This window comes from Bradyrhizobium sp. 134, from assembly GCF_023074155.1.
Lineage (GTDB): Bacteria > Pseudomonadota > Alphaproteobacteria > Rhizobiales > Xanthobacteraceae > Bradyrhizobium.
Window position 1 is genome coordinate 108,908 of the sequence record NZ_JADPKX010000086.1, and the last position, 18,906, is coordinate 127,813.

The following is an 18,906-nucleotide window of genomic DNA, read 5'->3' on the forward strand; positions in this document are numbered from 1 at the left end:
GGCATCACCATGAGCACAGGCACGACAGGGACGGCCGGCACCTCCGAGTTCAAGCCGGCACTATGGACACCGGGCGACTGGAACGCGTTTTTCGGCTTCGGCACCAACATCCTCGTCAACATGCTGGTGCTCACAGGCCTGTTACGCTTCGTTTTGAAGATGCCCGACTCACTGGTGTTCGGCCGCATCCTGCCCGCACTCGGCTTGATGATGTGTCTTTCCACCTTCTACTACGCATTTCTCGCTTATCGCCTTGCGCAGAAGACCGGCCGCACCGACGTCTGCGCGCTGCCATCGGGCGTCAGCGTGCCGCACATGTTCATCGTCACCTTCGTGATCATGCTGCCGATCACGATCAAGACCGGTGATCCGCTCAAGGGTTGGTCGGCGGGCCTGGTCTGGGTGTTCTTCCAGAGCTTTATCCTAGTGATCGGTGGCTTCATTGCGCCTTTCATTCGAAAGATCACGCCGCGTGCGGCGCTGCTCGGCACGCTCGCCGGCGTATCCGTCACCTTCATCTCGATGCGACCGGCACTCGAAATGTACATGACGCCGCAGATCGGCCTGGTCTGCTTCGCCATCATCCTGGTGAGCTGGTTCGGCGGCGTGAAATATTGGCGCGGCATTCCCGCCGGTCTCGTTGCGATCGCGGTGGGCATGGTCATCGCATGGGGGTCGAACCTGTTCGGCCTCGGTCTCGGTGGACTGAGTGTCAAGGGCGTCGGTGATGCCTTCGCGAATTTCGGCTTCTCGGTGCCGATCCCGGCGGTGGGCTACGTCTTCTCCGGCTTCGAATTCCTCGGAATCATCCTGGTCACGGCCATTCCGTTCGGCATCTATGATCTCGTCGAGGCCATGGACAATGTCGAGAGCGCGGAAGCCGCCGGCGACGAATATCCGACCACGCGCGTGCTCACCGCCGACGGAATCGTCAGCCTGATCGGCTGCCTGATGGGCAATCCCTTCATCAACGCGGTCTATATCGGCCATCCCGGCTGGAAGGCGATGGGCGGCCGCATCGGTTACTCGGCTGCGACCGGCATCATGGTGGTGGTGCTGGCCTGGTTCGGCATCATCTCGGTGCTGCTGGCGCTGGTGCCGGTCGTCGCGATCTCGCCGATCCTGCTTTATATCGGCATGCTGATCGGTGCGCAGGCGTTCCAGACCACGCCGGTCAAGCACGCGCCCGCAATCGTGCTGGCGCTGACGCCACATCTGGCCGCCTGGGCCAAGCTCCAGATCGACACCATGCTGGGCTCGACCATGAATGCGGCTGCGACCGTCGGCGGAATGGCCGCCGACAAGGCCGACGCGGTCAAGGCGGCCGCGATCGCCGCCTTGCCGCAGCAGGGCGTGTTCTATCACGGGCTCGAGATCATGGGCGGCGGCTCCATCCTCGGCGGCCTGATCCTGGGTGCGATCGGTGTCTTCATCATCGAGCGCGACTTCGAGAAAGCCTCGGCGTTCGCGCTGGTTGGTGCGGTTCTGACCTACTTCGGCTTCATGCACGGCGAAGCCGTCGGCATCGGCGGCGGCTTTGGCGTCACGCCCGCGGTCGCGTTCGCCTATGCCGTGATGGCCGCCGGTCTATTCGCGGCCAGCAGGCTCGGCGCGAGCGAGCCCTACATGCCGCATGCGGACATGCACGCGGCACCGGCGGAGTAGCTACCCGCCTTTGACGGCACCCGCGGTGAGCCCGGCGACGATCTGTCGCTGGGCGAACACCGTCAGCAGCAGCACCGGGAGGGTGACGATCAGCGCGGCGGCCGCGAGCGGCCCCCAGCTCAACTGGTCGAACGAGATCATGTTGTAGACTGCAACCGGCAGGGTGCGGGTCTCGCGTCCGGCCAGCACGATGCCGAACACAAAATTATTCCAGGAGAAGATCACGGCCAGGATGAAGGCGACCGCGATGCCGGGCTTGGCGATCGGCAGCGCGACATGGTGGAAGACCTGCCAGCGCGTGGCGCCGTCGATCAGGGCTGCTTCTTCGAGCTCCATCGGCATCGTTTCGAAATAGCCGATCATGATCCAGATCACGATCGGCACCGTCACCACGAGGTGGATGATGATCTGTGGCACCAGCGTGCCGAGCAGTCCCAGCCACTGGAACATGAGAAACAGCGGGATCAGATAGGACAGGCCCGGCGTGATGCGGGCGATCAGGATCACGATCGCGGATTTGTGCGCAGCCATCCGCGCAATCCCGTAACCGGCGGGAACGCCGACGAGCAGCGCAAGCAGCGTCGCGCTGCCTGTCACGATCAGGCTGTTGATGAAATAGGTCAGAAAGCGGTTGGAGGCGAGCACGTCGGCATAGTTTTTCCAGGCGACATGCTCGGGAAAGAACACCGGCGGGTAGGCGGCGTTGTCGATCTCGAATTTGAGCGACAGCGACAGCATCCAGAGAAAGAACAGGATCGCCGGCGACACGATGAGGAACACCGAGAACCACAGGCCGATCTTGCCGATGATTTGTCTTGGACTCATGTGCCGCTCGCGATCTCGGTCCACAGCATGCGTTGGCGCGCATAAAGCATCACCGCCGCGAGCAGAACGATCAGCAGGAAGAACACGACCGCGATCGCCGAGCCGTAGCCGAGGTCGTAATAGGAGAAGGCGACGCTGTAGAGATAGATGTTGATCGTCTCCGACGCCGATCCCGGTCCGCCCTGGGTGATTGCGAAAATGATGTCGAAGCTCTTCACGGCGTCGATCATGCGGATCATGCCGGCGATGAACAGGAATGGCATGATCAGCGGCAAGGTGATGAAGCGGAACACCTGCCAGATGCTGGCGCCGTCGATCTGTGCACTTTCATAAGGCTCGGTCGGGATCGCGGCCAGGCCGCCGAGCACGATCAGCATGACCAGCGGCGTCCATTGCCAGGTCTCGACCAGCACCAGCGAGGGAATGACGGTCGCGGGATGGAATACCCAGAGCTGCGCAGGGATTCCGACCAGTGACAGCAGATAGTTCAGTACGCCGAGCTGCGGGTGAAACATCATGGTCCAGACCAGCGCGATCGCCACCGGCGTCGCCATCATCGGCATGATGAAGACGCCGCGCAGAAAGCCGCGGCCGGGGAATTTCTGGTGAAACACCACGGCCGCGAACGTGCCGAGCACGAGCGGCAGCAGCACGGAGAGTGCGGTGTAGACCAGCGTATGTCCGATGGCCTCAATGAAGCGGGGATCGCTCGTCAGCCGCAGATAGTTGGACAATCCCACGAAGGTGGTCGACGAGCCAACCTTCCACTCGTTCAGGCTCATCCAGATCGTGAAGACCCACGGGAAGATGATGATCGCGATCACGACGACCAGCGCCGGCACCACGAACGGCCAGTAGGACGGCGGCCGCAACTCCTTCTCCGGCGCGGCATCAGACTGTGCCGCGCCCGGAGTCGATTGTATCAACGCACTCACGCCTTCTCGCTACGCTCCAGGATCGGCCGGTACTGATCGTTGGCCTTCTTCAGCTCGGCGGCAGGATCGGCGCCGGACAAGGTCGCAGTGACCGCGGCGCCGACGATGTCGCGGAATTCGGCGACTGGAATCACGACGGGCAGGCCCAGCTTGCTGATCTTGCCGGAATCGATCACCGATTGCAGCCATTCCTTGGTTTTGACGCCCTTCTGGACCTCGGGATCGCCAAGGATCGAATTGCGGAACGGCACGCCGCCGCCGGCCTGCAGCAGCCGCGCGCCCTGGGTTTTCGAGACCACCCATTGGCAGAGCAGATAGGCGGCTTCCTTGTTCTTGCTCGCCGCGGCAACGCCGATGCCGTCGCCATAGGTCGAGGAATATTGGCCCTTGGGGCCGGCGGGCACGACGGTGTAGCCGACCTTGCCGACAACGCGCGAGGCGGCCGGGTCTTCCAACGGCGGCGCCCAGCCGACGCCGTCGATCCACATCGCGGATCGGCCTTGCGTGAACGAGGCCATCGACTCCATCCAGTTGAAGCCGGCGACGCCTGGAGGTGCCGACTTTGTCAGGAGCGTCTGATACAGCTTGGTCGCGGCAATGGCTTCCGGACCATCGGTCAGGATGTTGCCCTTGGCGTCGAGGAATTCCCCGCCATAATTGAGGAAGAAGTTGCTCCACATCGCCATGTTGGCGTTGCGCAAGCCGCGCCCGACAAAGCCGTAGATGCCTTCCTTGGTATCGGTGAGCTTCTCGGCCGCCGCGGCCATCTCGTCGAGGGTCTTGGGAACGGCGACGCCCTTCTTCTCGAACAACTCCTTGTTGTAATAGAGGATGAAATAATCCACCGACCACGGCAGAGACAGCATCTGGCCCTTGTCGTTCCTGGCATATTGCAGGCCCGCGGCCGAGAAGTCGCTCTCGACGAGATCGGGCGCGGTCAGCGCCGGATCCTTCATGAAGGGCGTCAAGTCGGCGAGCCAGCCGGCCTTCTCGAACTGCCGCTTCTGCACATGATAGCTGAGATGGACGACATCGAAGCTCGGACGGCCCGAGGTGAACTCGATCACCACCTTCTGGCGCTGCTGCTGCTCGGGAATCTGCTCCGCTTCGACCTGGATGCCGGTGAGTTCGGTGAACTCCTTGACGTATTTTTGCAGGTTGTCGCCGCGGGGGCCCTTGGCAAGGATCACCTCGAGCTTGGTCCCTGCGTATTTTTTCCAATTCACCTCGGCGCGCGCCGGCAATCCCGTCAGGCTGAGCGCGCCAGCTGCGGCAGTGCCGGTCAAGAGCGTACGACGCGAGATTTTGTGGTTGACCACTTGAGGTCCCTCCCTGTGACTCAATTTGGGCGGATACTAGCGGCCGTTCTGCGTCTGCCTAGCCCTAATCTGTGGAATTCAGGGCCGCACGGCCGGCGTTTCCATCGGCAAGCCATGCGCTCGAGACATCAGATAGAGTTCGAGCGCGACCAGCTCGGGCGCGCCGAAATCATAGGCCTGGGCGCGGACACCCGTCATGCAACTGCGTAGCCGCCGCTCCAGCGATCCCAGCGTCTGCCATTCCAGGCGATAAAGCGGATAGCCGGTTGGCTGTCCCTGCGTGATCGGCGCGCCGGCAAGCCGGTTGTTGAAATTGTCGTCGTGGCAATTGGTGCAGGCAAGGTTGAGCTGGCCCTCGCGCTGCATGAAGAGGTCGCGGCCCTGTTCGACGAATGGCTTCAGTTGCGGATCGTCGCCGGCCGTGATCGCGACCCCGCGCGATTGGTGCGCGACCAAGGCGGACAGCGCCAGCAGGTCGCGGCTCTCGTAGGGGAGCGGCGGTGCCTGCTGATGATTGCTGCGGCACAGATTGATGCGCTGGTCGAGCGTGACCGGGCGTGCCAGCGCCTTGTCGAAGGCCGGGTAGCGCGCCGCGACGCCTTTCATGCTGCCGCGTGCATCGCCATGGCAATCCGCACAGGCCTTGTCGGCGCTGCCGGTCCTCTTCGTCCACAACGCCTCACCGTCGAGCACGAACAGCATGCCGGGATTTGAGCTGTCGTCATCCTGCATCGCACGCGTGTCCGGCCCCATGAACGAATAGCCGGAGCGACGCGCGTCCAGTCGAATCTCGCCGGCGAGCAGGGCAGGGGCCGTGGCGAGGAGCGCCGCGGCCGATATCGCGCGCCAAAAACTCATTCGACCGTGATCGACGCGGACGCGCTGGACGAATAGCCGTTGTCGCCGATCCATTCGAACTCGAACTTGCCGCTCTCCTTCGCGACCGTGAAGAACGACAGATAGGGATTGGCCGCGATCGCCGGGAAGAGATCGGCGCGAAAAATCTCGGTGCCGTTGTAGCGGCACGTGAAGCTCGTGATGATGTCGCGCGGGACCAGCGCGCCGTCCGCGGTATGGCGGAAGCCGGTCTCCATGATGTGCGAGGTCAACGTGCGGATCTCGACGATTTCGCCGCGTCTGGCTTTCGCCGGAACGTTGATGAGCGCGGCCATCAATTCATCTCCTCGGTGCAGGCGGCCAGCGTCACGACGATTTCGGTCGTGACCTGCCAGAACGTGTCGTCGGAAAGGCGCGCGATCGCCACCACCTTCTGGGTATCCGCGAGCCGAATCCGGGTCGAGATTTGGGTGCGGCCGGAGGAGGGGCCGAGATGGAAGTTGCCGATGTTCGGCTGCGGGTTCTTCTCGTTGAAGACGTGGATGCTCTTGACGTAGTCGTTCGCCGTCATCGGACTCGCGACGCTCACGGTCAGCGGCACCGTGTTGCCGTTCTCGACCAGCGGCGGAATGTCGAGCTTCACCTTGCCGGTGCGTACAGGTGCTTCGCCGACGACGTTGCGGATCGCGGCGGTGAGCATCGCCGGTGTCGCTTCGAGCGGTCGCAGGGTGACGATCGGGATCGTCCCGGCGACCGTCACGCTTCCGGCAAGGTTCAGGAATTGTCGTCGCGTGGTCGGCATGAACAGTCCTAGTCCCGAAGCGCTGCAATAAAAGCCACGATGTCCTCGATCTCGGCGGCGGACAAGATCGGTTTGCCGACGAAATTTCGCCCGACCCGCACGAGGTGATCGGTGCGATAATAGGACGGCATGATGGTCTCCGGGTTGAAGCGCGCCGCATCGACCAGTCGAAGCCGCAACTGGCTCACCGTCCAGCGGTTCCCCGCACCCGAGAGGTCAGGCGCGAGGTCGCCCTGGAACCGGGTCTCCGGGAAGGGGCCTGAATGGCACAGGATGCAGGTCGTCGTGCGCGCGAGCACGAGCGCGCGCCCGCGCGCGGCATCGCCGGGCGCGCCGGTGAGCGATTCCGCAATGCCGTCGCCGGCGATATTGTAGGGCAGGAGCTCCTCGGCTCCCGCATGGCAGGCGAAGGCGATACTGGCGGCGATCAGCGCTGCGATATGGACCGATGTTCTAGCCAAAGGTGTCCGCCGTGATGGTTTGAAACCAGCGCTCCGCTTCAGCCGCCTCGCGGGCGCGCAATTCGCGCGGCGCATCGACCGGGCTGGTCGCGCCGCCCTCGACCTCGGCGAAGATGTCGCCCCTGGGCTGGTAATTGCCCGCGAGTGAAAAGCCGTAGTCGGGTGCGACAATGTTGTAACAGACGCCCGTCAGTCGCGGCGTTTCTGGTGCGCGGCCGGCAAGGAGGTTCACGATCGCGGCGGCGCAGGCCTTGCCCTGTGCGCTTGCCGCGGATGCCGATTTGGGAATGCCCCCGCCCAGGCAGGCATCGCCGATGACGTGGATGTTCTGGACAAGTTTCGATTCGAAGGTGACGGGATCGATCGGGCACCAGCCGGTGGCATCCGCAGCGCCCGCGACCTCGGCGATGCGTCCGGCTCGCTGCGGCGGGATGACGTTGGCGACATCAGGCGTGTAGTTGCCGAATTCGGTGACGATGGTCCTTGTCGCGGGATCGACCGAGGTCACGCGGCCGCCTTGCGACAGCCCGATGCGTTCGATCATGTCGCCGTAAAGCTCCTTCCACGCCTTCTCGAACAGTCGCTGCTGGGAGAAATTGTCCTTGGCATCGAGGATCAACACTTTCGAGCGCGGCTTCTTGGTTTTCAAGGAATGCGCGATCTGGCTGGCGCGCTCGTAAGGCGCCGGCGGACAGCGCGAGGGATTGGCCGGGATCGCAATGGCGACAGTGCCGCCGTCCGGCATGGCCTCCAACTGGCGACGCAGCAGCAGCGTCTGCGCGCCGGCCTTCCAGGCATGCGGCATCTTTTCTGATGCCGCGTCGTCGTAGCCAGGCAGAGCCTCGAAATGGAAGTCGATGCCGGGAGAGAGGACGAGACGATCATAGGGCAGCGCAACGCCATCGGCCGTCACGACGCTGCGCAGCTGCGGCTCGATTGTGGTTACGGCTTGGCTGATCACCGTCACACCTTCGGCATCGAGCCTGTCATAGCCAAATTGCTGAGCTTCGATGTCGCGCAGGCCGGCGATCACCTCGTTGCTGAAGGGGCAGGAGGTGAAGACCGCATTGGGTTCGATCAGGATGACTTGCAAGTTTGCCTGCGCGCGCTTCAGCGCGCGGGCGCACGCGGCGCCGCCAAAGCCGCCGCCGACCACGACGACGCGGCCCGCCGATTGCGCGCGCAGGATCGAAGGAACGGCGAATGATGTAGCCGCGGCGGCGATGCCGAGGACGGCATCCCGCCGTGTCACCGACGCATTCATGAGTCTTGTCCGGAAAGGGTGCCGCGGCGAGCGTTACGGCCGCCGCGGCATTTTTCAGGCGAAGGTGATGTTCTGGTCGCGTAGTGGCACCGAGCGGATGCGTTTGCCCGTCGCCGCGAAGTACGCATTGAGCACCGCCGGTGCCGCGACGCCGATGGTCGGCTCGCCGACACCGCCCCAGAACCCGCCGCTCGGCACCATCACCGATTCGACCTTCGGCATCTCGTTGATGCGCATCGAATTGTAGGTGTCGAAGTTGGTCTGCTCGATCTTGCCGTCCTTGACGGTGCAGCCGCCGTAGAACAAGGCACCAAGGCCATAGACGAAGGAGCCCGCGATCTGCCGCTCCACCTGTGCCGGATTGACGACGTAGCCGGGATCGGTGGAGGCGACGATGCGATGCACCTTGATCTTGTTGCCGTCGGTCACCGAGATTTCGGCGGCGCCGGCGACATAGCTGCCATAGCCCATCACCTGCGCGATGCCGCGATAGATGCCCTGCGGCGCCGGGGTGCTCCAGCCGATCTTCTCGGCCACGGCGTTGAGCACCGCCAGATGCTTGGGGTGATTGCCCATCAGCTTGCGGCGGAATTCGAGCGGGTCCTGGCCTGCGGCTTGGGCCAGCTCGTCCATGAAGCATTCCATGTAGATCGCGTTGTGATTGACGTTGACGCCGCGCCAGAAGCCCGGCGGAACGTGCGGGTTGCGCATCGCATGCTCGACCAGGAGGTTTGGCACGGAGTAACCGAACGCAGCTTCGCCGGACTGGGCGACGCCCTGGAACGCGGCCGGATCCATGCCGTTCTGCAGCGCTTCGGGGCGGAGCGAGAACAGGATCGATTGCCCGGACAGGCGGTAGTGCAGCGCGACCAGATTGTTGTCCGCATCGAACGCGCCGGTCATTTTGCACTGGGTGATCGGGTGATATCGGCCGTGCGCCATGTCCTCTTCGCGCGACCACAACAGCTTGATCGGCGTGCCCGGCATCTCCTTGGCGATCAAGACGGCTTGGCGGACATAGTCGGTTTGGCCGCGCCGGCCGAAGCCGCCGCCGGGCATCACCTTGTGCACGTCACACTTCTCCGCCGGCAGGCCCGACGCTTCCAACGTCGCCGCGAAGGCCGCCTCGCCATTCTGCGTGCCGCACCAGACCTCGCATTTGTCCGCCGTGTAGAGCGCCGTGGCGTTCATCGGCTCCATGGTGGCGTGGTTCTGGTAGGGATAGCTGTAGACGGCCTCGATCTTCTTGGCGGCACCGGCAATCGCCGCCTTGGCGTCGCCGTTCTTGTTGCCGACATAGGCCGGCTGCCCGTTGTCGAGACCCTCGGTCAGCCATTTCGCGATCGACTCGCTCGAGACCTTGGCGTTGTCGCCCTCGTCCCAGACGATCGGCAGCGCCTCCAGCGCGGTCTTGGCGTGCCACCAGGTGTCGGCAACGACCGCGACCGCGGTGTCGCCGACCTTGACGACCTTCTTGACGCCTTTCATGCCGGTGATCTTGGCTTCGTCATAGCTCTTCAGCTTGCCGCCGAACACCGGGCAGTCCTTGATCGCGGCGTTCAGCATGCCCGGCTGCTTGACGTCGATGCCGTAGATCATGGTGCCGGTGGTCTTCTCGGCGGTGTCCAGCCGCTTCACGCCCTTGCCGATCAGCTTCCAGTCCTTGGGGTCCTTCAGCTTGACGTCGGCCGGTGGCGTCAACTTGGCCGCGGCCTCGGCCACCTTGCCGTAGGTGGTGGTCTTGCCGGACGGCGTGTGGGTGATGACGCTGTTCGCGACCGTGCATTCGGACGCCGGCACTTTCCACGCCTCGGCGGCAGCCTGGATCAGCATCACGCGCGCGGTGGCACCGCCCTTGCGGACATAGTCTTGCGAAGAGCGGATGCCGCGGCTGCCGCCGGTCGAGAAATCGCCCCAGACGCGCTTGCGGGCGACGCTCTGGCCCGGTGTCGGATATTCGGTCGAGACCTTCGACCAGTCGCATTCGAGTTCCTCGGCGACCAGCTGGGCAAGGCCGGTGAGCGAGCCCTGGCCCATTTCGGAGCGGGCGATGCGGATGACGACGGTGTCGTCGGGCCTGACCACGACCCAGGCGCCGATCTCGGGGGAGCCGTCGGCCGCGCGGACCACGGCGGGGCCGCCGAAGGGGATATCGAGGCCGATTGCGAGACCCGCGCCGACCGCGGCGGTGCCGACGACGAAGGCACGGCGGTTCATCCTGGGAGAGACATGCTTGTTCATGTGGCGGCTCCTTACGCGCTTGCGATCGTGTGGATCGCTTCGCGCACCTGCTGGAAGGTGCCGCAGCGGCAGATATTGGTGATGGCCTCGTCGATGTCGGCGTCGGTCGGCTTCGGCTTCTCGCTCAGCAGCGCCGCCACCGCCATGATCATGCCGCTCTGGCAATAGCCGCATTGCGGAACATCCTGGGCGATCCACGCTTCCTGCACCTTGTGCAGTGCGTTGCCGGAGGCGAGCCCTTCGATGGTCGTGATCTTCTTGCCTGCGGCCTCGCCAACTGAAACGCCGCAGGAGCGGGTGGCGACGCCGTCGATGTGAACGGTGCAGGCGCCGCATTGTGCAATGCCGCAGCCATATTTCGTGCCGGTCAGGCCGGCATTCTCGCGGATCGCCCACAGCAGGGGCGTATCCGGCTCGACGTCGAGCGTGAAGGTTTTTCCGTTGATTGTTAGGTTTGCCATCGCAGTCCCCTGATTGGCCCAATCTATCGACTGGACTCAGCGGCGCAATGTGTCCGGCAAATTGGAAACGTTCAAATCAATAGTCCGAGGGGTAGCCGCCGGAGATTTCCTCCCGGCCGGCTCTGGGCACGGCTTGGGGCGACGTTTACCGGCTTCTGCGCCGCCCCCATTGGAACCGAGAGCGACAGTTTGTCCCTTTTGCCGGGGTGCAAGTCGACAATGCTCTGCTACAGTGGAATCAGCCAAAAAGAGGTTCCATGAACGTACCGCAGCCTTGCAAAGTCCTGATGCTCTATCCGCTGTTCTCGGCAGAGTCCTTCTGGAGCTTTGGCGAATCCTGCAAAGTGTTGGGCGTAAAGCGCCCCGCGGCCCCTTTGGGGCTGATCACCGTTGCCGCGATGTTGCCTGAGAGCTGGACGGTCCGGCTGATCGATTGCAACACCGAATCCTTCAGCGACGAGGATCTTTCCTGGGCCGACGTCGTCTTCACCGGCGGAATGATGCCGCAGCAGGCCGACACGCTGCGCCTGATCGAAATTTGCCGTGCCGCGGACAAGCCGGTGGTCGTCGGCGGCCCCGATCCCACCTCGAGCCCCCATATCTATGAGAGGGCCGACTTCCAGGTGCTCGGCGAGGCCGAAAGCGTTCTCCACGAATTCGTCGCCGCGTGGGACAGTGGCGCACGCTCCGGCGTCTTCATCGCGCCGAAATTCCAGGCCGACGTCACCAAGACGCCGGTGCCGCGCTTCGACCTGCTCAAGTTCGAGGACTACCTTTATCTCGGTGTGCAGTATTCCCGCGGCTGCCCGTTCACCTGCGAGTTCTGCGACATCATCGAGCTCTATGGCCGGGTGCCGCGAACCAAGACGAACGAGCAGATGTTGGTCGAGCTCGACAGGCTCTACGCCATGGGCTACCGCGGCCATCTCGACTTCGTCGACGATAATTTCATCGGCAACAAGAAGTCGCTCCGGCTGTTCCTGCCCCAGCTCGCCGAATGGCAGCGTGCGCACGGCTATCCCTTCGAATTGTCCACTGAAGCCTCTGTCAATCTGGCCGACGATCCCGAGCTATTGGACCTGATGGGCCAGGCGAATTTCTTCGCCATCTTCGTCGGTATCGAAAGTCCGGATCCGGCGACGCTGATCGCGATGCGGAAGAAGCAGAACACGCGGCGCAACATCGCCGAGAGCATCCACAAGATCTACGCCGCGGGCATGCTTGTCACCGCGGGTTTCATTGTCGGCTTCGACAATGAGAAGCTCTCGATGGCGGATGCCATGATCGACTTCATCGAGGAGGCGGCGATCCCGGTCAGCATGGTCGGCCTGCTCTATGCCTTGCCGAACACCCAGCTGACGCGTCGCCTCGAGCGCGAAGGCCGGCTGCATCCGGGCCACGATTTGGCGCCGACCATCGGCGCGGATCAGTGCACCGCCGGGATCAACTTCGATCCGGTACGCCCGTTGCGCGACATCCTGACGGACTACAAGCGCGTGCTGGAGCACATCTACAGCCCGGCCGCCTATGCAAGGCGCATCGACCGTCTGATGACCCTGCTCGACCGCTCTCGCCAGCGCCAGGAGCTCGCGGAAGGCGATATCCGCGCACGGATCGGCGCGATGGAAACGGTGCACAAGGTGGTCACAGCCCTTCCCGAGGCGCGCGGACCGCTGTGGCAGACCTTCATGAACTGCGCCAAGCGCGACACGACATCGGCGCGGATCGCCGTGCAGATGATCGCCGCCTATGCGCATCTCGGGCCGTTCTCGCGCAAGGTCATCGCTGCCATCGATACGCGCCTCGCTGCACTCGACGAGGAGACGGTCATTCCGGTCGCGACCGTCGAGGTGACGGCGGCCCGACATCTGGCCTGACGGTCTACTTCACCGCCAGCCGCAAAAAGCTCATCACGCTGCCGAGTGCCGCGAACCCGGCGCCGAGTGCCAAGGCCACGACTGCGCCGTCGTGACCGGCGAGCGAGAAGCAGGCTGCGGCGAGCGCCGCCCCCGTCGTCTGCCCGGTCAGGCGCGCGGTGGCGACGATGCCCGAGGCGCTGCCGCTGCGATGCGGTGGCGCGCTCGACATCACCGCCTTCATGTTTGGCGCCTGGAAGAAGCCGAATCCCATACCGCAGATCACCATCCGCCAGATGATGTCGGGGATCGCAGGATTGGCCGGCAGCATCGCGAGCAGCGCCATGCCGAGGCCGAGCAGCACGAGGCCGATGCCGCCGAGCAGTCCGACCGCGTGCCGGTCGGAGAGGCGCCCGGCGATCGGCGCCATGATGCCGACCACCAGCGGCCACGGCGTCATGAAGAATCCGGTCTCGACCTGCGAACGCCCCAGCACGTCCTCGAAATAGAACGGCAGCGAGACGAAGGCGAGGCCCTGCACCGCAAAGGAACACACCGCCGTCGCCGCCGACAGCGCGAACATCGGCCGGCTGAACAGGTCGATCGGCAGCATCGGCGCCGGATGGTCGGCGTGGCGGCGCGTCAGGATGAAACCGAGCGCGAGAGCCGTGACCAGCTCGATGCCCACGACCACCGGTGAGAGATTATGCGCAGCACTGCCGATGCCCGTGATGAACAGGCCGAGGCAGGCTGATGCCAGGGCCGCGCCGAGAAAGTCAAAGCCGTGATCGGCGCGCGGCGTCTTCGGCAGCATCGCAAATCCGATGCCGAGCGCGACGAGGCCGAACGGGATGTTGACGGCGAACAGCCATGGCCACGGGCCGAGCGCGAGGATGGCGGAGGCGATCGAGGGACCGAAGGTGAAGGCGGTCGCGACCACCAGCGCGTTGTGGCCGAAGCCGCGGCCGAGCATCCTTCCGGGATAGACGAAGCGCACCAGCGCCGTGTTGACGCTCATGATGCCGCTCGCACCCAGCCCTTGCAGCGTGCGCGCAACCAGCAGGCTCTCCAGCGACCAGGCCACCGCGCAGAACAGCGAGGCGATGGTGAACAGGATCAGGCCGCCAAGATAGATGCGCTGGTGCCCGACGATCTCGCCGAGTGCTCCCAGCGGCAGCAGCGTCGCCACCAGCGCGATCTGGTAGACGTTGACCACCCAGACCGATTGCTCTGGGCTGACATGCAGGTCGCCGGCAATGGCGGGCAGCGCGATGTTGGCGATGGCGGTGTCGAGCGAGGCCATCGCCAGCGCGGTGAAGATCGCGGCAATGGCCCAGCGCCGCTGTGCGGCTGGAAGGCCGTCGGAAATAGTGTGGTCGGGCTCGCGCGCGCCGGCGGGTAACGTGATTGTCATTGCGTGGGCGCGTGGCTCCGGCGGCCGGCTACAGGGGACTTGGCATGTACTACGGCGCGGCCGCCTTCCACAGGCATATGCTTGCATGCTGTGTATGCGCGAAGGCTGGGCGATGATTTCGGGCGCCGGCGTATGATCGCGCGAACTGCTGCAATCTCAGGGGACCGCCATGCACATCGTCGTTTTGCCCGGTGACGGCATCGGGCCCGAGATCACGACCGCGACATCAGGCGTGTTGCGCGCGGCCTCCGAACGCTTCCAGCTCGATCTGCGCCTGGAGGAGCACGCAGTCGGGCATGCGAGCCTGAAACAATTTGGCACGACCGTGCGCCCCGAGCTGCTCGACATCGTCCGCGCCGCCGACGGCCTGATCCTTGGGCCGACCGCGACCTTCGATTTCAAGGACGAGGCCCATGGCGAGATCAACCCGTCGCGGCATTTTCGCAAGAACCTCGACCTCTACGCCAATGTCCGGCCGGCACGCACCTATGCGGGGCTGTCCGGCCGGGTCGGCGATTTCGACCTCGTCGTGGTGCGCGAGAACACGGAAGGGTTTTACGCCGACCGCAACATGGAGCAGGGCAATGGCGAGATGCTGGTCACATCGGACGTCGTGATCTCGCTACGCCGGATCACGCGCCTGTGCTGCGAGCGCATCGCGCATGCGGCGTGCCGGCTGGCGATGAAGCGGCGCAAGCATTTGACCATCGTGCATAAGGCCAATGTGCTCAAGCTTGGCGACGGCATGTTCCTCGAGATCTGCCGCGAGACGGCGAAGGCCTATCCCGGTCTTGGGGTCGACGACATCCTCGTCGACGCCATGATGGCGCATGTGGTGCGCAACCCCGACCGCTTCGACGTCATCGTCGCCACCAACATGTTTGGCGACATCCTGTCCGATCTCACCGCCGAGCTCTCCGGCAGCCTCGGGCTCGGCGGCTCGCTCAATGTCGGCGACAGCCACGCCATGGCGCAGGCCGCGCATGGCTCGGCACCTGACATAGCCGGACAGGACGTTGCCAATCCGGTCTCGTTGATCCTGTCGACGGCCCTGCTGCTCGGATGGCACGGCGAGAACAGCGGCGCGGTGCGTTACGAGGAAGCCGCACGTGCGATCGAGGCGGCGGTCGCGAAGGCGATCGGCGAGGGCAGGGCGACACGCGACGTCGGCGGCAAGCTCGGCACGATCGCAGTGGGGGCCGCGATCGCGGAGATCCTGCAGGCGGGGTGAGTGGTCACGCGGGGGCTTGCGAGGTTTTTTTGAGGGCCCGAAACAAAAAACGCGAAAACAACCCCATGCACAGTAGAGCGCCCCTTGATCGATAAGGGATTTTCGAACCGCGTCACGACGACATTCGCCGCCGCCATGACGTTGACCCGTCGGGCAAAACACTGGCAAAATGCGATCGTGGCGGAGATCGCGGCGTGAATGCATCGGTGGTGGCCGCGGGCAATTTCAGTGAGCTGACCTATGAAGTCTGAGAGGGGTGGCATCAATCTCGCGGCCAAACCAAGCGGAACGGGGTGCGTGGAATGCTCGGCTGCGGGCGGGTGGTGGTTTCACCTTCGCAGATGTGTCGAATGCGGTCACATCGGCTGCTGTGATGCGTCACCAAATCAGCACGCAACGAAACACAGCGCGGCGACAGGTCATCCGATCATCACGAGCTTCGAGCCGGGCGAACGATGGTTTTACGACTATCGCACGGGAGAGGCTTTCGCCGGCCCGAAGCTTCAAGGTCCTCACGCGCATCCGTTGGATCAGCCGGTGCCCGGACCGGACGGCGCGGTGCCTCCAGACTGGCAAACGCTGCTGCATGAGTAAGGCGGTAGGCCGTAGGATGGGTAGAGCACTTGCGAAACCCATCAGGTTTCACGTCGTATGCTGTCGATGGGTTTCGCTGCGCTCTACCCATCCTACGAAGTCCAATCGGTTCTAGAACTGATACCTCCGCAGCCCCCCATCCACCGGGATCACCGTGCCCGTGATGTACCGCGCCACCGGTGACGCCAAGAACACCGCCAACGCCGCTAGGTCCTCCGGCTCGCCCCAATAGCCGACCGGGATCTCTTCCTCCGCGAAGCGCTCGCGATAATCAGGCGCGTAGTTGCGGCGGATCTGTTCGCTCATGATGCGGCCGGGCGGGATGCAGTTGATGGTGATGCCGTGCTCACCGACCTCGCGCGACAGGCCCTTGGCCCAGGCGTGCACGGCGGCTTTGGCGGCGAACGCGGCGTTGAGGCCTTCCGGCTCTGACTTGCCGGTGATGTTGACGATGCGGCCCCATTTGCGCTCGATCATCTGCGGCAGCAGCGCATGCGCGATGCGGCGATAGCTGGTGAAATTCAGTGCGATCGCTTCGTCCCATTGGCTGTCGGGGGCATCGACGGGGAGGGGGCGGCTGCCACCGGCATTGTTGATGAGGATGTCGACATGGCCGAGCTCTTTGAGCGCGAAGGCCGAAATCTTCTCGGCCGCGTCCTTGGCCATCACGTCCTGCTCGAAGGGCGTGATCAGATCGGAGCCGACTTCTTTCACCAGCTCGGCGAGCAGGTCGGTCCGCCGTGCCACGCCGACGACGCGCACGCCTTCGGCAGCCAAGCCCTTGGCGATGGCACGGCCGATGCCGACGCTGGCTCCGGTGACGACGGCGGTTTTCGATGTGAGCCCAAGATCCATGGTGACACGCCCTCTTGTTCGCTTTTCTGCTTGTCGCTGGGCCGTTCGTTTTTCTGTTCGTTTCCTGCCCTGTCCCCGTCAGCCCGATTTGCCCGACCGGGACGAGCAGTGGTAACCAAGAGCCGCGTTGAAGGAAACACGAAAAAGAAAAGGCGCCGAGCGATGGTCTGGGATCCGCAGCAATATCTGAAATTCTCCGGCCACCGGCTCCGGCCCGCCGTCGACCTCTTGATGCGGATTCCGGATTCTGGTCCGCGTGCGGTTGCCGATCTCGGCGCCGGCGCCGGCAACGTCACCAAGCTGATCAAGGAGCGTTGGCCGGACGCGACGGTGACCGGTGTCGAGGGTTCGGCCGAGATGGTCGCCGCCGGCCGCAAGGCGGCGCCGGATGTGGAATGGTCACACGAGGACCTCGGCCATTGGCGTCCGACGAAGCAATATGACGTCGTCTATTCCAATGCCGCGCTGCACTGGCTGCCCAATCATGCGGCCCTGTTTCCGTCGATCATGGAGAAGGTGACGCCCGGCGGAATGCTCGCCGTGCAGATGCCGCGCAACTTTCTGGCGCCCTCGCATGTGCTGATCGGCGAGACCGCGCTGAACGGTCCCTGGCGGTCCAAGGTCGAGCATCTCGTCACGCCGCCGCCGGTCGAAGCGCCAGCCTACTATCACGGTCTTCTTGCTCCGATGTCGGCCAATATCGACATCTGGGAGACCGAATATCTGCAGGTGCTGGAAGGCGAGAATCCCGTGAAGGAATGGACCAAGGGGACCTGGCTGACGCGCTATCTCGACATCTTGCAGGGCGACGAGAAGGCCGCGTTCGAAGCCGCCTATGGGATGCGGGTCGCGAAAGCCTATCCGAAGAACGCCGCGGGACAGACGCTGTTTCCGTTCCGGCGTCTGTTCATGGTTGCCCAGCGCAACGGCTGATCGCACTGCCGCAATGCGACATAAGCGCTCGCTTCCGGAACGGCAGCAGGAGCCGGGTTGCGCAAGATAGCTTGGCTGCGGCAAATTGGGCTTAGGTCTAGTTGTTCGGGTGGCGGATTGCTGTCAGTACTGAAATCGGAAAACAAAAAAGACCCGGTTTTAGAGGTTGTTGGGAGGTTCGTTCATGCGCAAGCTGCTTCTTGCGGTCGCCGCCGCAGCCATTCTTATGGCGCCCGCCGTTGTCGAGGCCCAGAGCCCGATCGTCATCAAATTCAGCCACGTCGTCGCCAACGACACGCCCAAAGGCAAGGGCGCCCTGAAGTTCAAGGAACTTGCGGAGAAGTACACCGACGGCAAGGTCAAGGTCGAAATCTACCCGAACTCCACGCTGTACAAGGACAAGGAGGAGATCGAGGCGCTGCAGCTCGGCTCGGTGCACATGCTCGCCCCTTCGACCGCGAAGTTCGCCCCGCTCGGGATCAAGGAGTTCGAGGCGCTCGACCTGCCCTGGTTGTTCAAGGACGACCAGACCTATTCCAACGCGATGAAGGGCACGATCGGCAAGTGGCTGTTCGATAAGCTCGAGACCAAGGGCATCACCGGGCTCGCTTATTGGGACAACGGCTTCCACATGCTCTCCGCCAACCGTGCCCTGATGAAGCCGGCCGATTTCCAGGGTCTCAAATTCCGCATCTCCGGATCGAAGGTCGCCGACCAATATCTCCGGATCATGGGTTCGATCCCCCAGATCATGGCGTTTTCCGAAGTCTACCAGGCTTTGCAGACGGGCGTGGTCGACGGCTGCGAGAACACCGCGTCCAACTACCTGACGCAGAAATTCTACGAGGTGCAGAAGGACATCACCGTGTCCTATCACGCGCACCTGCAATATGCCGTCATCGTCAATTCGAAATTCTGGTCCGGCCTGCCGCCCGATATCCGCGCCCAGCTCGAGAAGGCGATGAACGAGGCGACCGACTACACCAACCAGATCGCGCACCAGGAAAACGAGGACGCGCTGGCCGAGATCAAGAAGACGGGCAAGACCACGCTGCATTATCTGACTGACGCCGATCGCAAGGCGTGGCAGGAAGCGATGCAGCCGACCTACAAATGGGCAAAGGGGCGGGTTGGGCAGGAGGTGCTCGATCTCGTCGCCAAGGAACTCGACGTCAAGATGAACTGACGCCGGCGCGCTTTGAGAACAACCATG

The 18,906-nt window shown here is 63.8% G+C and carries 18 protein-coding genes; 6 read left to right on the plus strand and 12 right to left on the minus strand.

From position 1 onward, the window contains the following. Nucleotides 1-9 precede the first annotated feature (9 nt). Entirely contained in the window at nucleotides 10-1,665 is a 1,656-nt protein-coding gene (locus IVA75_RS35415) for a regulator (protein WP_247288444.1), read from the plus strand. On the opposite strand, the gene IVA75_RS35420 is transcribed toward IVA75_RS35415, so the two are convergent. The 10 genes from IVA75_RS35420 to IVA75_RS35465 form a co-directional block, all read right to left on the minus strand. Continuing rightward, nucleotides 1,666-2,490: a carbohydrate ABC transporter permease gene (locus IVA75_RS35420; protein WP_247288445.1), complete on the minus strand. Its 825-nt coding sequence runs from the start codon at nucleotides 2,488-2,490 to the stop codon at nucleotides 1,666-1,668. Next, a complete protein-coding gene (locus IVA75_RS35425; RefSeq protein ID WP_247288446.1) occupies nucleotides 2,487-3,425 on the minus strand; it encodes a sugar ABC transporter permease in 939 nt (312 codons plus the stop codon). The genes IVA75_RS35420 and IVA75_RS35425 overlap by 4 nt, the downstream gene beginning before the upstream one ends. Continuing rightward, nucleotides 3,422-4,744: an extracellular solute-binding protein gene (locus IVA75_RS35430; RefSeq protein ID WP_026233315.1), complete on the minus strand. Its 1,323-nt coding sequence runs from the start codon at nucleotides 4,742-4,744 to the stop codon at nucleotides 3,422-3,424. Before IVA75_RS35430 ends, IVA75_RS35425 begins: the two co-directional genes overlap by 4 nt. A 78-nt stretch (nucleotides 4,745-4,822) precedes the next feature. Continuing rightward, nucleotides 4,823-5,602 carry a sulfur oxidation c-type cytochrome SoxA gene (soxA, locus tag IVA75_RS35435; RefSeq protein ID WP_247288447.1) on the minus strand — a complete coding sequence of 260 codons (780 nt, stop codon included), beginning with the start codon at nucleotides 5,600-5,602 and terminating at the stop codon, nucleotides 4,823-4,825. After that, entirely contained in the window at nucleotides 5,599-5,916 is a 318-nt protein-coding gene (gene soxZ / locus IVA75_RS35440) for a thiosulfate oxidation carrier complex protein SoxZ (protein WP_027568779.1), read from the minus strand. Before soxZ ends, soxA begins: the two co-directional genes overlap by 4 nt. After that, entirely contained in the window at nucleotides 5,916-6,383 is a 468-nt protein-coding gene (locus IVA75_RS35445; protein WP_247288448.1) for a SoxY-related AACIE arm protein, read from the minus strand. The genes soxZ and IVA75_RS35445 overlap by 1 nt, the downstream gene beginning before the upstream one ends. A gap of 8 nt (nucleotides 6,384-6,391) precedes the next feature. Continuing rightward, nucleotides 6,392-6,844 (minus strand): sulfur oxidation c-type cytochrome SoxX, encoded by a 453-nt coding sequence (soxX, locus tag IVA75_RS35450; RefSeq protein ID WP_027568781.1) that lies wholly within the window; start codon nucleotides 6,842-6,844, stop codon nucleotides 6,392-6,394. Then, a complete protein-coding gene (locus tag IVA75_RS35455) occupies nucleotides 6,837-8,108 on the minus strand; it encodes an NAD(P)/FAD-dependent oxidoreductase (RefSeq protein WP_247288449.1) in 1,272 nt (423 codons plus the stop codon). The genes soxX and IVA75_RS35455 overlap by 8 nt, the downstream gene beginning before the upstream one ends. 54 nt (nucleotides 8,109-8,162) lie before the next feature. Beyond that, nucleotides 8,163-10,349 (minus strand): molybdopterin cofactor-binding domain-containing protein, encoded by a 2,187-nt coding sequence (locus tag IVA75_RS35460; protein ID WP_247288450.1) that lies wholly within the window; start codon nucleotides 10,347-10,349, stop codon nucleotides 8,163-8,165. Nucleotides 10,350-10,360: 11 nt separating this feature from the next. Continuing rightward, the gene (locus IVA75_RS35465) at nucleotides 10,361-10,810 is read right to left on the minus strand and encodes a (2Fe-2S)-binding protein (protein WP_007594050.1); all 450 of its coding nucleotides are present in this window, start codon (nucleotides 10,808-10,810) and stop codon (nucleotides 10,361-10,363) included. 257 nt (nucleotides 10,811-11,067) lie between these two features. On the opposite strand from IVA75_RS35465, the gene IVA75_RS35470 reads away from it, so the two are divergent. Next, complete coding sequence (locus tag IVA75_RS35470; RefSeq protein WP_247288451.1) at nucleotides 11,068-12,687, plus strand: B12-binding domain-containing radical SAM protein; 1,620 nt, start codon at nucleotides 11,068-11,070, stop codon at nucleotides 12,685-12,687. A gap of 4 nt (nucleotides 12,688-12,691) precedes the next feature. On the opposite strand, the gene IVA75_RS35475 is transcribed toward IVA75_RS35470, so the two are convergent. Then, nucleotides 12,692-14,080, minus strand: a complete 1,389-nt coding sequence (locus tag IVA75_RS35475) for an MFS transporter (RefSeq protein WP_247288452.1) — start codon at nucleotides 14,078-14,080, stop codon at nucleotides 12,692-12,694. A 169-nt stretch (nucleotides 14,081-14,249) separates the two neighbouring features. Here IVA75_RS35475 and IVA75_RS35480 point away from each other — a divergent pair, with 169 nt between their 5' ends. Then, nucleotides 14,250-15,311 carry an isocitrate/isopropylmalate family dehydrogenase gene (locus IVA75_RS35480; protein WP_247288454.1) on the plus strand — a complete coding sequence of 354 codons (1,062 nt, stop codon included), beginning with the start codon at nucleotides 14,250-14,252 and terminating at the stop codon, nucleotides 15,309-15,311. 240 nt (nucleotides 15,312-15,551) lie between these two features. Further along, nucleotides 15,552-15,905 carry a UBP-type zinc finger domain-containing protein gene (locus tag IVA75_RS35485; protein WP_081747934.1) on the plus strand — a complete coding sequence of 118 codons (354 nt, stop codon included), beginning with the start codon at nucleotides 15,552-15,554 and terminating at the stop codon, nucleotides 15,903-15,905. A 111-nt stretch (nucleotides 15,906-16,016) separates the two neighbouring features. Here the strand turns inward: IVA75_RS35485 and IVA75_RS35490 are convergent, their stop codons facing one another. Then, a complete protein-coding gene (locus tag IVA75_RS35490; RefSeq protein WP_027568787.1) occupies nucleotides 16,017-16,760 on the minus strand; it encodes an SDR family oxidoreductase in 744 nt (247 codons plus the stop codon). Between the two features lie 162 nt (nucleotides 16,761-16,922). Between IVA75_RS35490 and IVA75_RS35495 the strand changes: the two genes are divergently transcribed. Together IVA75_RS35495 and IVA75_RS35500 are read left to right on the plus strand one after the other, a co-directional pair. Next, nucleotides 16,923-17,693, plus strand: coding sequence for a methyltransferase domain-containing protein (locus tag IVA75_RS35495; protein ID WP_027568788.1), 771 nt, complete (start codon nucleotides 16,923-16,925; stop codon nucleotides 17,691-17,693). Between the two features lie 184 nt (nucleotides 17,694-17,877). Further along, entirely contained in the window at nucleotides 17,878-18,879 is a 1,002-nt protein-coding gene (locus IVA75_RS35500; RefSeq protein WP_027568789.1) for a DctP family TRAP transporter solute-binding subunit, read from the plus strand. The last annotated feature ends 27 nt before the right edge of the window (nucleotides 18,880-18,906 follow it).